General features: G+C 69.6%; 13 protein-coding genes. 11 read left to right on the plus strand and 2 right to left on the minus strand.

The features are described from left to right. The first annotated feature begins 66 nt into the window (after positions 1-66). The 3 genes from hrcA to ABD893_RS10980 all read left to right on the plus strand — a co-directional run bounded on the left by hrcA (position 67) and on the right by ABD893_RS10980 (position 3,189). Complete coding sequence (gene hrcA / locus ABD893_RS10970) at positions 67-1,128, plus strand: heat-inducible transcriptional repressor HrcA (RefSeq protein WP_345079700.1); 1,062 nt, start codon at positions 67-69, stop codon at positions 1,126-1,128. 104 nt (positions 1,129-1,232) lie between these two features. Continuing rightward, on the plus strand, positions 1,233-2,360 hold the full coding sequence (gene dnaJ, locus ABD893_RS10975; RefSeq protein ID WP_345079703.1) for a molecular chaperone DnaJ: 1,128 nt from the start codon (positions 1,233-1,235) through the stop codon (positions 2,358-2,360). A gap of 40 nt (positions 2,361-2,400) precedes the next feature. Continuing rightward, a complete protein-coding gene (locus ABD893_RS10980) occupies positions 2,401-3,189 on the plus strand; it encodes a 16S rRNA (uracil(1498)-N(3))-methyltransferase (protein WP_345079706.1) in 789 nt (262 codons plus the stop codon). Between the two features lie 83 nt (positions 3,190-3,272). Here ABD893_RS10980 and ABD893_RS10985 read toward each other — a convergent pair whose 3' ends face one another. Then, the gene (locus ABD893_RS10985) at positions 3,273-3,815 is read right to left on the minus strand and encodes an NADPH-dependent FMN reductase (protein ID WP_345079709.1); all 543 of its coding nucleotides are present in this window, start codon (positions 3,813-3,815) and stop codon (positions 3,273-3,275) included. Positions 3,816-3,892: 77 nt separating this feature from the next. Here ABD893_RS10985 and ABD893_RS10990 point away from each other — a divergent pair, with 77 nt between their 5' ends. The 6 genes from ABD893_RS10990 to leuA all read left to right on the plus strand — a co-directional run bounded on the left by ABD893_RS10990 (position 3,893) and on the right by leuA (position 10,401). Beyond that, complete coding sequence (locus tag ABD893_RS10990) at positions 3,893-4,267, plus strand: HIT domain-containing protein (RefSeq protein WP_345079712.1); 375 nt, start codon at positions 3,893-3,895, stop codon at positions 4,265-4,267. Beyond that, positions 4,264-5,316: a PhoH family protein gene (locus ABD893_RS10995; RefSeq protein WP_345079715.1), complete on the plus strand. Its 1,053-nt coding sequence runs from the start codon at positions 4,264-4,266 to the stop codon at positions 5,314-5,316. Before ABD893_RS10990 ends, ABD893_RS10995 begins: the two co-directional genes overlap by 4 nt. After that, positions 5,313-5,774: an rRNA maturation RNase YbeY gene (ybeY, locus tag ABD893_RS11000; protein WP_345079718.1), complete on the plus strand. Its 462-nt coding sequence runs from the start codon at positions 5,313-5,315 to the stop codon at positions 5,772-5,774. The genes ABD893_RS10995 and ybeY overlap by 4 nt, the downstream gene beginning before the upstream one ends. A gap of 46 nt (positions 5,775-5,820) precedes the next feature. Then, positions 5,821-7,155 (plus strand): hemolysin family protein, encoded by a 1,335-nt coding sequence (locus ABD893_RS11005; RefSeq protein WP_345079722.1) that lies wholly within the window; start codon positions 5,821-5,823, stop codon positions 7,153-7,155. Next, complete coding sequence (era, locus tag ABD893_RS11010; RefSeq protein ID WP_345079725.1) at positions 7,145-8,167, plus strand: GTPase Era; 1,023 nt, start codon at positions 7,145-7,147, stop codon at positions 8,165-8,167. The genes ABD893_RS11005 and era overlap by 11 nt, the downstream gene beginning before the upstream one ends. A 524-nt stretch (positions 8,168-8,691) precedes the next feature. Beyond that, positions 8,692-10,401, plus strand: a complete 1,710-nt coding sequence (leuA, locus tag ABD893_RS11015; protein ID WP_345080779.1) for a 2-isopropylmalate synthase — start codon at positions 8,692-8,694, stop codon at positions 10,399-10,401. 37 nt (positions 10,402-10,438) lie between these two features. Here the strand turns inward: leuA and ABD893_RS11020 are convergent, their stop codons facing one another. Further along, complete coding sequence (locus tag ABD893_RS11020; protein ID WP_345079728.1) at positions 10,439-11,500, minus strand: EamA family transporter; 1,062 nt, start codon at positions 11,498-11,500, stop codon at positions 10,439-10,441. Positions 11,501-11,591: 91 nt separating this feature from the next. On the opposite strand from ABD893_RS11020, the gene ABD893_RS11025 reads away from it, so the two are divergent. Both ABD893_RS11025 and ABD893_RS11030 read left to right on the plus strand, forming a co-directional pair. Next, complete coding sequence (locus tag ABD893_RS11025) at positions 11,592-12,518, plus strand: LysR family transcriptional regulator (protein WP_345079731.1); 927 nt, start codon at positions 11,592-11,594, stop codon at positions 12,516-12,518. 80 nt (positions 12,519-12,598) lie between these two features. Continuing rightward, on the plus strand, positions 12,599-14,884 hold the full coding sequence (locus ABD893_RS11030; RefSeq protein ID WP_345079734.1) for a M28 family peptidase: 2,286 nt from the start codon (positions 12,599-12,601) through the stop codon (positions 14,882-14,884). The last annotated feature ends 11 nt before the right edge of the window (positions 14,885-14,895 follow it).

A 14,895-nucleotide genomic window follows, 5' to 3' on the forward strand; every position in this document is an offset into this window, starting at 1 on the left:
CACCGTACACCCGTGGCGAACACCTCCCCGCGCAGCGCGCCGAGACGCGTAGCATTGGCACCTGGCATGAGAGAGTGCCAATCGAGACAGCAACGACGGAAGCATGCAGCGCAGGAGGTGAGCGAGACGGACCCCCGCAAGCTCCAGATCCTCGGCGCGATCGTCGAGGACTACGTCTCCACTCGCGAACCCGTCGGCTCCAAGTCGCTTTTGGAGCGTCATGAGCTGGGGGTCTCGGCCGCGACGGTGCGCAATGACATGTCCCTGCTCGAGGAGGAAGGGCTGATCCATCAGCCCCACACCTCTGCCGGTCGTGTCCCCACCGACAAGGGCTATCGCACCTTCGTCGACCATGTGGCGACCATCAAGCCGCTCTCCGCCCCTGAGCGGCGGGCGATCCGGACGCTGCTCGAGGACTCGGGCGACGTCGAGGAGCTCCTCGCCCGCACCGTCCGGGTGCTGGCGCAGCTCACCCAGCAGGTCGCGATGGTGCAGTACCCGGCTCGTCGGCAGGCGCGCATCCGGCACGTCGAGCTGGTGAAAGTCGCCGATTCCCTGCTGCTGGTGGTGCTGATCACCGAGTCCGGGCGGGTGGATCAGCGCACCGTGCCGATCAGCGCCGGCAAGCCCGCCGAGCATTATGCGATGCTGCGCGATCAGCTGAACCGCGTGGTCGCCGGCCGTGAGGTCACCGACCTGGCCGCGCCGCTGGCCGAGTACCTCGAGGCGCTCACGCCGCCGGATCGCCCCGCCGCGGCGGAGGTGTCTGAGGCTCTCGCCGCGCTCGCGGCGACCCGGGCCGAGGGCCGGATCATGATGGCCGGCACCTCGAACCTCGCGCGCTCGGCGGAGGACTTCGCACGGGACGTCGAGCCGCTGCTGGACGTGCTCGAGGAGCAGCTGGTGCTGCTGCGGCTGTTCACCGAGATGCATGCCTCACCGGGTGCCGTCGAGGTGCGCATCGGCACCGAGCTCCAGGATCGGGCGCTGCATCAGGCCGCGGTCGTCGGCGCCGGCTACGGCGTCGGCTCGCATGTCGCGATCCTGGGACCCAGCCGGATGGATTACGTCACCGGCATCTCCACCGTCCAGGCCATTGCCCGTTACGTCTCCCGCTTTCTCGAATAGTCTCGGGCGGGCTCGACGGACCACCGTCCGCCCGCCTCCCATGCCTCTCGACGCCCCGTGCCCGCCGCCCGCGGCACAGACTCTCCGGTAAGGACTCCACTGCAGTGAACGACGATTACTACGACCTCCTCGGCGTCTCCCGGGAGGCATCGACCGATGAGATCAAGAAGGCGTACCGCAAGCTCGCCCGCACGCTCCACCCGGATGTGAACCCGGACCCGGAGGCGGCGGAGAAGTTCAAGCGCGTCTCCCAGGCCTACGAGACCCTTTCCCATGCGGATAAGCGACGCCAGTACGACATGGGCGGCGGCCCGGGCATGGGCGGCTTCCCCGGCGGCGGTGGCGGGGGTGGCTTCGACTTCAACGACATCTTCGACATGTTCGCCGGCGCCTCCGGCATGCGCGGCCGCAGCCAGGGCCCCGTGCCCCGCCAGCGCCGCGGCGGCGATGTGCTGCGCCGCGTGAAGATCGATCTGCGTGACGTGGTCTTCGGCACCGAGGAGCAGGTCTCCTTCCGCACCGCGGTGCTGTGCGAGCGCTGCACCGGCTCCTGCTGCGAGCCCGGCACCAGCCCCACCCGTTGCACCGCCTGCAACGGCTCCGGTCACGTCCAGCGCGTCGCCCAGTCGCTGCTGGGCCAGATGGTCACCATGGCACCCTGCCCCACCTGCGAGGGTCACGGCGATGTCATCGAGAGCCCCTGCACCAGCTGCGCCGGCCACGGCCGCACCGCTTCCGAGCGCTCCGTCACCGTGCGGATCCCCTCCGGTGTCGAGAACGGCACCCGGATCCAGCTGCGCGGCGAGGGAGAGACCGGCGAGGCGGGAGGACCGTCCGGCGATCTCTTCGTCGAGCTGTCTGTCTCCGAGCACGAGATGTTCGAGCGCTCGGGCGACGATCTGGTGACGACGATCGCGGTGCCCATGACCACCGCCGCGCTCGGCGCGACCATCCCGTTGGAGACCTTCGATGGCTCCCAGGACCTCGATGTGCGTCCGGGCTCGCAGCCCGGTGAGGAGATCGTCCTGAAGGGGCTGGGCGTCACCCCCCTGCGCCGCGAGCGCCGCGGTGACATCCGGGTCGTGCTCGACGTGGATGTCCCCACCTCGCTCAGCGACGAGGAGCGGGACCTCCTCCAGCAGCTCGCCGCGCTGCGCGGAGACGAGACGACGCGCCGCAGCAAGGGCCACGGCCCGTTCGCGAAGCTCCGCGAGCGCCTGCGCGAGTTCTGAGACCGACGAGACCCCTCCGACGAACGAGAGCGCTGAGGCCATGCCCACCACACCGCCCGGCTTCCTGATCCTCGACGACGCCCTCGTGACGGCACGCGGGGGAGACGCGCTGATGCTCGCTGGTGAGGAAGGGCGTCACGCCGCGAAGGTCGCCCGGATCGGCGTGGGGGAGCAGCTGCTGCTCACCGACGCCTCCGGCCGGCAGGTGCTGGCCGAGGTGACGGGCGCCCAGAAGGAATCGCTCGCGCTGCGGCTGCTCGACGACCCCGCGGCGGCGGTGCAGCGCCTGCCCCGGCTGACCCTGGTGCAGGCCCTGGCCACCGGTGGTCGGGATGAGCAGGCGATCGAATCTGCGACCGAGCTCGGAGTCGATCGGGTCGTGCCCTGGAGCGCACGGCGCTCGGTCTCCGTCTGGCGCGGCGAGAAGCTGCGCAAGGGCCGCGCGAAGTGGGAGGCCACGGTGCGCGCGGCGGTCAAGCAGTGCCGACGGGCCGGGATTCCCGCGGTGGATGCGCCCGTGACCACTGCGCAGCTGGTCGCGGAGCTCGAAGGGAGCGCCGGGCGAGACACCCTGGTGCTGGTTCTGCACGAGCAGGAGTCCGCGGGCCTGATGAGCCTCGCCCCGCAGCTGCAGGCGGCGAGCGAGTCCGGCCTCGAGGAGATCCTCATCATCGTCGGCCCCGAGGGCGGCATCGATCCGGGCGAGCTCGACGCGCTGCGCGCGGCAGGCGCTCGCTCGGTGCTGCTGGGGCCCGAGGTGCTGCGCTCCTCCACCGCCGGACCGGCGTCGATCGCGGTGCTCAGCGCGCTGGTGGGTCGCTGGGGCTGAACGCGCCGCGAATCCGGGGACGACGACGCGGCCCTGTCGGTGAGGTGCTCACCGGCAGGGCCGCGCTCGGCTGTCCGGCTGAGTCAGCCGACGTTCGCGGGCACGCGCTGGGAGAGCGCGGTGAGCTGCTGGCCGAGCGCCGCAGTCTTCTCCTCGGCGACGAACAGCTCGCCCTCGACGGAGAGGTCCTCACGGAAGCCCAGACCGATGGAGCCGACCACGTCGGCGCCCAGGCGGGTCATCAGGGTCTCCAGCAGGGGCAGCACCTCGCCGGCGGAGCCCCAGCCGTAGCCGACCAGAAGGGTGGGCAGCTCGCTCCACTCCTCGTAGAGGAAGTCGATCGCGTTCTTCAGGGCCCCGGGGTAGGAGCCGTTGTACTGCGGGGTGAGGATCACCAGGGCGTCGAGGGCCTCGATCCGTGCACCCCAGGAGATGGAGTGGTCCGTCTCCTTGGGCAGTCCCTGCTTGGGGCTGCTGGTGCCATCGAAGGCGGGCAGTGCGACCTCGCGGAGGTCGATCAGGTCCACGTCGACGCCGGCGGGGACGGCGTCGCGGATCCAGCGGGCGACGTGGTCTCCCACGCGATTCGGGCGGGCACTGGCGAGGATGATTCCAAGTTTTGTCATGATGATTTAAACTTCTCATACGTCAGAGGGGTTTCTCAACCGGGGGTGGTGCTCCTCGCTCCCGTAGACTCCCCAGCATGGGAAACAGCCTCACCGAGCACGTCACACAGCGTCATGATCCTGCCTGCATCTTCTGCAGGATCGTGGCTGGCGAGATCCCCTCCGAGCGGGTCCACGAGGACGATCAGGTGATCGCTTTCAAGGATCTGCATCCGCAGGCCCCCGTGCATGTGCTGGTGGTGCCTCGTGAGCACCGGCGCGATGTGACCGAGCTCGCCCAGGATCCGGCGCTGCTCGCCCACACGGCACAGGTCGCCGCGCAGGTGGCAGCAGAACACGGCGATGGTGACTTCCGACTGATCTTCAACACCGGCGCGAGCGCCGGCCAGTCCGTCTTCCACGTGCATGCGCACGTGCTGGCGGGCGGAAAGCTCGCAGAAGGAGAACTGTGACAGACGCCTTCGACCCAGCGCCCGGCCACGCTCCCGAGGTACGTGAGCGGACGCTGACGATCCCTGACCACCTCAGCCCCTTCCAGGTGCTCGGGGAGAACGACCAGGCCCTGGCGGCCCTCGAGGACGCAATCCCCGACACCGACGTGCACGTGCGGGGCCACCAGGTGACCCTGCGCGGCACGCAGGAGGCGCTGCGTCGCGGCGAGCAGATCATCCGCTCGATCATCGAGCTGGCCGGCACCGGGCAGGCCATCACCGCCGAGGCGGTGCAGCGCGCCGCGAACCTCTACGGCGATCAGCGGGCCGGCGGGAAGAATCTCGAGCGGGTCCTCTCCCGCACGATCCTCTCCTCTCGCGGCCGCACCATCCGTCCCAAGACGATGGGCCAGAACGACTACATCGAGGCGATCGAATCCTCGACCATCACCTTCGGGATCGGCCCCGCCGGCACCGGCAAGACCTATCTCGCCGTGGCGATGGCGGTGCAGAAGCTGCTGAGCAAGCAGGTGGAGCGCATCATCCTCACCCGTCCCGCGGTCGAGGCGGGGGAGCGGCTCGGCTTCCTGCCCGGGAGCCTGAACGAGAAGATCGACCCCTACCTGCGGCCGCTCTACGACGCCCTGCACGACATGCTCGACCCCGAGTCGATCCCGCGCCTGATGAGCGCCGGCACCATCGAGGTCGCCCCGCTGGCCTATATGCGCGGCCGCACCCTGAACGACGCCTTCATCATCCTCGACGAGGCTCAGAACACCACCCCCGAGCAGATGAAGATGTTCCTGACCCGGCTCGGCTTCAACTCCACCATGGTGATCACCGGCGACGTGACCCAGGTCGACCTCCCGGGCGGTCAGAAGAGCGGCCTGCGGGTCGTCGAAGAGGTGCTCTCGGGCATCGAGGACATCTCCTTCTGCCGCCTCTCCTCCCGGGATGTGGTGCGCCACAGCCTGGTCAGCGAGATCGTCGACGCCTACGGGCGCTGGGAGATCCAACCCGGGGGTCCACGCGACCCTCGCCACCGCACGAACAAAGGGAACAGAGCATGACCATCGAGATCCGCAACGAGACCACGGCGGTCGTGGACGAGCGCGAGTTCGTCGAGCTCTCCCGCTTCGTGTTCGAGGCGATGCACCTGCATCCGGCCACCGAGATGTCGATCCTGTTCGTCGACGAGGACGCGATGGAGAAGCTCCACGTACAGTGGCTGGACCTGCCCGGCCCGACCGACGTGATGAGCTTCCCGATGGACGAGCTCATCCCCGGCACCCCCGAGCACCCGGCCCCGGAAGGGCTGCTGGGGGACGTGGTGCTGTGCCCGACTGTTGCCACCAAGCAGGCAGCCGAAGCCGGTCACAGCGCTGTCGAGGAGATGCTGCTGCTGACCGTGCACTCGATCCTGCACCTGCTGGGCTACGACCATATGGAGGAGGACGAGCGCACCGTGATGTTCGACCTCCAGCGCAAGCTGCTGCTCACCTTCCTCGCCTCACGGACCGCTCGCTGAGCGCCCCACCCATGACTCTTCCGCAACCCTGGAACGGGCAGGCTCCGTGCTGACCCTCGCCCTGCTCGTCCTGATCCCGCTGATCGTGGTCTCCGGGGTGGTGGCCGCCATGCTCACGGCCGTCGACGCGGCGCAGCTGTCCGTCTCCCGCAGTGTGCTGGACAAGGCACTGGCCTCCCGCCCCGAGTCCGTGCGGACACGGGTGCTCGCCCACCAGGAGGACACCGCCCGCACCCTGGCCTCGGTGTCTCTGGGCCGGATGCTCGCCGAGACCGTGATGGTCGCCTCCGTGGCCGGGGTGACCGTGGCAGTCCGCGATCACCTGGGGCATATGGGCCTGATGCTGCCGGGGATCGCGACCGTGATCGTGGCCGGGCTGCTGGTGCTGATCGTGCTCGCGATCTCGCCGCGGACCATCGGCCGCAGCCGCCCCGAATCCGTGCTGATCTCCAACCGCTGGCTGGTCACGCTGGTGCGGGGGCTGCTGTGGGTTCCCGCCGGGGCGCTCACGAGCGTCGGCTCCTCGCTCGCGGCCCGTTCGGGCGGGCAGGAGAAGCCCGAGGACGGCGCCGAGAAGGCGCGCAAGAAGGTGGACCGTGCGCTCGAGGACGAGCACGTGCGAGACGGCGAACGGGACATGATCCAGGGCGTCTTCGACCTGCGCGAGACCATGGTGCGCGAGCTGATGGTCCCGCGCCCTGACATGGTCACCCTCAGTGCGGACGCGAGCGCCGAGACAGCGATGCGACTGTTCGTCCGCTCCGGCTACTCCCGCATCCCCGTGATCGGTGACAGCGTAGATGATCTGCGCGGGATGCTGTACGTCAAGGACGTGATGAGGGCGATCCACTCGCCCTGGGATGCGAGTCCCGAACGGCCGGTGCACGAGATCATGCGCGCGGCGCGCTTCGCCCCGGAATTCGTCGCGGCCGACGAGGTGCTCACGCAGATGCAGACCAGCCATGTGCACATCACCGTGCTGGTCGACGAGTACGGGGGAGTGGCGGGCGTCGTGACCATCGAGGACATCCTCGAGGAGATCGTGGGCGAGATCGCCGACGAACACGATCGCGCGGAGCCGGAGATCCAGGACCTCGGCGAGGGCCGCTACCGAGTCCCCGCCCGTGCCGGACTCTCGGAGGTCGGAGATCTGTTCGACCTCGAGCTCGACGACGACGACATCGACAGCGTGGGCGGCCTGCTGGGCAAGATGACCGGGCGGGTTCCGATCCCCGGCTCCCAGGCCATCGCGCTCGGGCTCGAGCTCGAGGGGGAGAGGACCGCTGGCCGACGCAAGCGGCTCTCCACCGTGCTGGTGCGACGAGCCCCGCTGGACGAAGACCACGAAGACACCGACCAGGAGGACGACAATGACCGCTGACCAGGATCCCAGCCCCGATATCGCCGAGGGCTCCGCTGCGGATCCTGCCGCGGAGGCTGGCGCAGTGCCCGCCGCTGAGCCCACACACCGCTCAGGGTTCGTCGCCCTGGTGGGCCGCCCCAACGTCGGCAAGTCCACGCTGACCAACGCCCTGGTGGGCGAGAAGGTGGCGATCACCTCCAGCAAGCCGCAGACCACCCGCCGCGCCATCCGCGGCATCGTCACCCGCGAGGATGCCCAGATCATCCTGGTCGACACCCCCGGCGTGCACCGCCCCCGCACCCTCCTGGGCGAGCGGCTGAACGACCTGGTGCGAGAGACCCTCTCCGAGGTGGACGTGGTGGGCTTCTGCCTGCCCGCTGACCAGAAGATCGGCCCTGGCGACCGCTTCATCTGCGAGGACCTGGTCGAGCTGCGCACCGGCCGCCGAGGCCCGCGCGTGGTCGCGATCGTCACCAAGACCGACCTGGTGACCCGGGACCGCCTGGCCGAGCACCTCATGGCCGTGGACCAGATGATGGACTTCGACGAGATCGTGCCGATCTCCGCCGTCAAGGGCGAGCAGATCGATGTGCTGCTCGAGGTGGTCACGCGGCAGCTGCCCGAGGGGCCGCAGCTTTACCCGGATGACCAGCTCACCGAGGAGTCGCGTGACGACCGTATCTCCGAGCTGATCCGCGAGGCCGCTCTCGAGGGCGTGCGCGATGAGCTGCCGCACTCGATCGCGGTGGTCATCGAGGAGGTCGTCGAGGTGGACCCCGACGGCGACGCCTTCACCCCTGTGGAAGAAGGCACCGGACGTCTCGTCGTCCGCGCCTCCCTGTTCGTCGAGCGCGACAGCCAGAAGGGCATCATCATCGGCAAGGGAGGCTCGCGACTGAAGGAGGTCGGGTCCCAGGCCCGCGCTGAGATCAATCGGCTGGTGGGTCGCAAGGTGCACCTGGACCTGCGGATCAAGGTCGCCAAGGAGTGGCAGCGCGATCCCAAGCAGCTGGGCCGCCTCGGGTTCTGAGCAGATGAGCAGGCCCGCGGCAGGGACCCAGCACCGGTGCCTGCCGCGGGCTGCTGTCGCGCATGCTTGCCACGTGCGCCGGTTACTGCGAGGTATCCCCTCTGAGCTGTCGCTCAGCGGAGCGCCCGGCGACAGCTGAGAGGGGATGGGTGCTCTCCAGTCTTGATACGTCGCATTCGAGGTGCTCAAAGGTGTTCGGGGCGCTCAAAGGTGAGCGCTCCGTGGGGAGCGTGGCGTCCAGCTGAGCTCAGTCCGGTGTTCGCATGCTGAGAGGGCCCGAGCCGTCCGGCCGACGGTGCTAACGTGGCGCTCATGCGTGGATCGCTGCTTCTGCTTCGCCGCCGCGACGGGTCCTGAACCGCCGGGAACCCGCCGCGGCTGACGTGCTGTCCGGCGACCGGTACCCCAGCGAGAAGGACCTCCAGATGACTGACTCCACGATCACCCGCCCTGTTGCCGCAGAGGGCGACCCCTCGGCGCCCGTCGTCGGCACCACCGGCGACGCCCCCCAACAGCCCTCGGGCATGCCGATCCACAAGTACCTGCCCTTCCATGAGCAGATCCAGGTCGAGCTGCCGGACCGCACCTGGCCGACCCGCCGCATCAGCCGCGCCCCGCGCTGGTGCGCGGTGGATCTGCGCGATGGCAATCAGGCCCTCATCGACCCGATGAACGCCGAGCGCAAGCTGCGGATGTTCGAGCTCCTGGTGCAGATGGGCTACAAGGAGATCGAGGTCGGATTCCCGTCGGCCTCCAAGACCGACTTCGATTTCGTGCGCGCCCTCATCGAAGAGGACCGCATCCCGGAAGACGTCTCCATCCAGGTCCTCACCCAGTCCCGCGAGCACCTGATCGAGCGCACCTACCAGTCGATCGCCGGGGCCAAGCGCGCGGTGGTCCACCTCTACAACTCCACCTCCGTGGTCCAGCGCGACGTGGTCTTCCGCGCCGACGAGGATGCGGTGCTGGACATCGCCGTGCAGGGCGCGCTGCTGTGCAAGAAGTACGAGGAGACCGTTCCGGACACCCAGGTCACCTACCAGTACTCCCCGGAGTCCTACACCGGCACCGAGCTCGAGTACGCGCTGCGCGTGTGCAACGCGGTGATCGAGGTCTTCAAGCCCACGCCCCAGAACAAGATGATCGTCAACCTGCCGGCGACGGTGGAGATGGCGACCCCGAACGTCTACGCCGACTCGATCGAGTGGATGCACCGGAACCTGGACCGTCGCGACTCGCTGGTGCTCTCGTTGCACCCGCACAACGACCGCGGCACCGGCGTCGCCGCCGCCGAGCTGGGCTACCTGGCCGGCGCGGACCGCATCGAAGGCTGCCTCTTCGGCAATGGCGAGCGCACCGGCAACGTGGACCTGGTGACCCTGGGCCTGAACCTGTTCAGCCAGGGCATCGACCCGCAGATCGACTTCTCCGACCTCGGCGAGGTGCGCCGCACCGTCGAGCACTGCAACCAGATGCCGGTGCCCGAGCGCAGCCCCTACGGCGGCGACCTCGTGTTCACCGCCTTCTCCGGCTCCCACCAGGACGCCATCAAGAAGGGCCTGGAGCGGATGCAGGGCGACGCCGAGAAGTCCGGCAAGGACGTCGATGATCTGGTGTGGCGGGTCCCGTACCTGCCCATCGACCCGATGGACGTGGGCCGCTCCTACGAAGCGGTGATCCGGGTGAACTCGCAGTCCGGCAAGGGCGGGATGGCCTACCTGCTGCGCACCGAGCACGGCCTGGACCTGCCGCGCCGCCTGCAGATCGAGTTCTCCGGCATCGTCCAGCAGCGCACCGACTCCGATGGCGGCGAGGTCAGCCCCGAGCAGCTCTGGGACGTCTTCACCGACGAGTACCTGCCCTCGCATGAACAGTCTCGTCAGTGGGGCCACTACGGTTTCCGCGACGTGCACCAGGAGTCCACCGGCGAAGGCTCGGACCGCATCACCGCCACGCTCGTGGTCGATGGTGAGGAGCACCAGGTGACCGGGATCGGCAACGGCCCGCTGGACGGCTTCGTCAAGGCGCTCGCGGAGCGGAAGATCGACGTGCGGATCCTCGACTACGCCGAGCACGCCCTCACCGAGGGTGACGATTCCCTGGCCGCGTCCTATATCGAGTGCGAGATCGGTGACCGGATCTTCTGGGGCGTCGGCATCGACGGGTCGATCACCCGCGCCTCCCTCGAGGCGATCACCTCGGCGCTGAACCGGGCCTACCGCGCCCGGGCGTGAGGGATGAGGGCGGCGCGGCTCACTGGGGCCGTGCCGCTCACTCGGGCCGCGCCGCCGCCTCGTCCTCGTAGGCAGCCAGCTCCGCTTCGGTGAGCATCGGCATCTCGCCGGTGACCGTCGCATGGGTGGGTGTGGGGAGGTCCCAGCCGGCTGCCTCGTCGGCGGGCTGCGGCTGATCCTGTGGGGTGCTGCGCGCGGTGAGGGTGACCCCGGCGCTCGCGGCGACCACCAGCACGGCGGCGGCGATCCGCAGCGGCGTCGCGTCCTGACCGATCAGCAGCATGCCCGCGAGCAGGGCGACCACCGGCTCGAGGCTCAGCATGATCCCGAAGATGTGCCGGGGCAGGCGCCGCAGTGCGGCGAGCTCGAGCGTGTACGGCAGCACCGAGGCGAGCAGCGCGGTGCCCGCAGCGAGGCCGAGCAGGCGCAGGTCCATCACTCCCGCCACCGCGCCCTCGGCGCCGAGCGGCAGGATCGCGAGGGCGCCGACCGCCATGGCGACGGCGAGGCCGTCCTGGCCGGGGACCAGCTGCCCCACCTTGGCGCTGGAGAGCACATACAGGCCCCAGAACACGGCGGCGATCAGGGCGAACACTACTCCGAGCAGGTCCAGGGATGCCGCGCCGGTGAAGGACTCCACCCCGAACAGCCCCACGCCACCGAGGGCCAGCAGCACCCACAGCAGGTCGGTGCGGCGGGTGGAGAGCACCGCGGCGACGGTCAGCGGGCCGAGAAACTCGATCGCCACCGCCGTGCCCAGCGGGATCCGCTCGATCGAGGCGTAGAAGGCGCCGTTCATCGCACCGATCACCACACCGAAGATGATCACCGCGATCCACTGCTGCCGGGTGAAGCGGTGCACCTTCGGGCGCACGATCACGAGCAGCACGATCGCCGCGATGCCCAGGCGCAGCGCGGTGGTGCCCCAGGAGCCGATCGCAGGGAACAGCTGGGTCGCCAGCGCCGCCCCGAACTGCAGCGAGAAGCAGGACCCGAGGATGAACAGCACCGGCGTCAGCGGAACCCCACGGGAGGGGCCCGACGGGGTCGGTGCGGCGGTGTTCGAGGGGATCGGAGCGGGGGCGGGCGAGGTTCTCACACGTCCACTGTGCACACTCCTATCCCGCCAGGTCCAGCGAATGTTTCCGACCTGTATCGTGAAGCAGAACTTCACGAACGGAGGGGTGTCCATGCTGAACCTGCACCGGCTGTTCCTGCTGCACGAACTGCGCAGGCTGGAGACCATGACGGCAGTCGCGAACGCCCATTCGATGTCCCCGTCGGCGGTGTCCCAGCAGCTCTCCCACCTGGAGCGGGAGACGAAGACCACCCTCTTCCAGCAGGTGGGCCGACGGGTGGTGCTCACCGATGCAGGGGTGCAGCTGGCCCGCCGCGCGGAGGAGATGCTGGGCCTGCTGGAGACGGCGGAGGCCGAGCTCGCCCTCGCCCAGGGCGAGGCCAGTGGTCTGCTGCGCGCCGCGTCCTTCCAGACGCCGATGATCGCGCTCGCCCCGGCGGCCGTGAGCGTGCTCGCCCAGCAGCACCCGCAGCTCCAGCTCGAGATGTCCCAGCAGGAGGTGGAAGCCGCCTATGAAGGACTGCTCGCGCACCGCTTCGACGTGATCCTCGGCGAGGACTATCCCGGTGGTCAGCGGGTGGTGCGCCGAGGCACCGACCGTGAGGCACTGCTGCGCGATCCGCTGCTGCTGGTGCTTCCGGATGCTGGACCGTGGGCTGACGCGCAGACTCTCGGAGATCTGGCAGATGCGCCGTGGGCGCTGGACCCTTCGGGAAGTCGCACCGGGATCTGGGCACGGACCTTTCTGCGCCAGGCCGGCCTCGAGCCACGAGTCAGCTTCACCACCTCGGACCCGCTGCTGCAGGTGCACCTGGTGCGCACCGGGCATGCGGTGGCGTTCGTCCCCGGGATCATCGCCTCCGAGCATCTCGGCGGCACCCGGGTGGTGCGGCTGCCAGGGGATCCCCACCGGTCCCTCTACACCGCGGCCCGGGCGGGAGCGGCCGGACACCCCTCGCTGCTCGCCTTCCGCGCCGCTCTGCTCGAGGCGGCCGGGACGCTCTCCAGCCTCGAGGGGCTGGAGCATTTCCGGCACTGACTGCGCTCGACGGGGGCGCGATCGTGCATCTCCTCCGCGTGGCGGATAGAGCCGAGCCGGGGACAGGGTAGAACGTTCTCATGACGACCACTCAGGACAACGGCACCGAGGCCGCCCCAGCACCCAGGTGGCATGCCGCGGTGCTGCTGCTGATTCTGTTAGCCGTGGTGGTCGCGGGCTTCGCCTTCCGCGGCGTGACGGCGCCGCGCGATGCTGGCGCGCCGGAGGACGCCTTCAGCGCCGAGCGCGCCGCCGCAGCCGTCGCGCCCGTGGTCGCCGCACCGCGCCCGCTAGGCTCGACCGAGAATGACGACGCCCATGAGGAGCTCGCTGGACAGCTGAGCGCACTCGGCTTCGAGATCGAGTCCCAGGAGGGGATCGGGACGCGCGTCCAGGAGGACGAAGCCTCAGCAGGGTACGTCCGCAATCTCATCGCCACCCGCCCCGGCACCGATCCCACCGGCACCGTCGTGCTCGCCACCCACATCGACTCCGTCCCCGGCGCCCCCGGTGCGGCCGACGCCGGGGTGGGCCTCGCGGTGATCCTCGAGACCGCCCGAGCGCTGAGTCCGGAGGCGCTGCGCAACGATCTGGTGATCCTGCTGGTCGACGGCGAGGAGCGAGGCCTCCTGGGCTCCGACGCGTACCTGGCCGGCCCCGGCAAGGAGCTGCTGGCACCGGTGGTGGTGATGAACCATGAGGCGCGCGGCATCTCCGGTCGGCCGCTGGTCACCCGCGCGAACGGACCGATGCACGCCGTGATCGGCGCGACGCCGAGCCCCGAGTTCGAATCCTTCACCGATGCCCTGTTCGGCATCATCCCGAACTACACCGACTTCAGCTCCTATCGCGACGCCGGCTGGTGGGGGATGGATATGGCGATCATCGACGAGTCGTGGGCGTACCACTCCGCGCAGGACGATGCCGCGCACCTCGACACCGGCACCCTTCAGCATTACGGCGAGCTCACCCTGGCCCTGACCCAAGACCTCGGCGAACGGGATCTCTCCGCGCTCCAGGACCGAGCGGACGAGCATCCGGTGCAGACCACCGCACCTTGGGGCGTGGTGCAGGTGCCGCCACTGATGTTGACTGTGCTCGGCCTGCTCGCGCCGCTGGCTGTGCTCGCCACGCTGCTGGTGCGACGGCGCCGCAGCGAGGTGACCCTCCGCGGCGCTGCGATGGGGGCGGTGGTGGGGCTGCTGGTCCTGGTCGGTGGGGTGCTTGCCGCGTTCCAGCTGTGGTCCTCGACAGCGGCAGCCACTCCCGAGATGCTCTCCCAGACCATGGGTGAACCCGTGCGGGCAGAGCTCTTCCTGCTCGCCGAGCTGATGATCGCCGCCGCGGTGGTGAGCGCAGGCTGGGTGAACGCCCGGCTGCTGATCTCGCGCACCGCCGTTCTGCTCGGCGCTGCGCTCGTGGTGATGACGCTGCTCGCGGTGCTCGGGGTCTACTCGCCCGCGCTCGGCAGCTCGATGATCCTGCCCGCCGCCATCGCCGCGCTCGGCATTCTGCTCGCCGCGCTGCTGCCGCCGCTGCCAGGCCTGATGGTGCGGGTGCTCGCCGTGCTGCCGACAGGCTGGATGCTCGGCACCCAGCTCTCGGCGCTGGCCGAGTTCGGGATCGCCTCGGCCGCCGGGGGACTGGCGGGTACGGCGTTGATCGGGCTCGGCGCTGCCTGCCCGCTGCTGCTGGGCAGCTCCCTCCGTCGTTCGGGCGACAGACCTGCGGACCAACCTTCCCGTCGCGCCGCTGATCGCCGAGGCCGTGCGCCTGTCGATCCTCGTGCCCGCCCGGCACGTCGCCCTCATCGGCTCCTCATTCCGGTGCTCCCCGCTGTGCTCGCGACCGGGCTCGCGATCGGTGGGTCCGCATGGACCCTCGCGGCACCGGAGCCGACGCAGGAGCAGGTCATCGCTCACGTCGACGGCGGCACCGGGGAGACCACCTGGGAGGTCTCGGGCAGCACTGAATGGGGTCGATCTCTGGATGGGACCTCGGCAGCTTCCGACATCGCCGTGCCGACCGTGAGCGTCCAGGGCGCCTCAGCGGGGCCGCAGGAGATATCGATCGATGCCCCGAGAGAGGCATCTGCGCTCACCCTTGAGACGAGCGGCGGACTGCTCACCGACATCACCGTGGACGGCGTCCCGGTGGATTCCGCCGACGGGCTCGAGCAGCTCATGATCCATGGCGTCCGGGCCGGGCAGACGGTGCACGTCACCGCGACTGTGCCTCCCGATGCTCAGCTGACCCTGCTCGAGACGAGCTATGACCCGACGCTCGCTGCCGGCTGGGTCGCCCCCGACGACGGGGTCTCCCTCATGCAGCCGCGCATGGAGGTCAGCGTCGCCGTCCCTCGCTGAACGGAGGTGAG

The sequence above is a fragment of the Brachybacterium paraconglomeratum genome (assembly GCF_039541415.1).
GTDB classification, from domain to species: Bacteria; Actinomycetota; Actinomycetes; order Actinomycetales; family Dermabacteraceae; genus Brachybacterium; species Brachybacterium paraconglomeratum_A.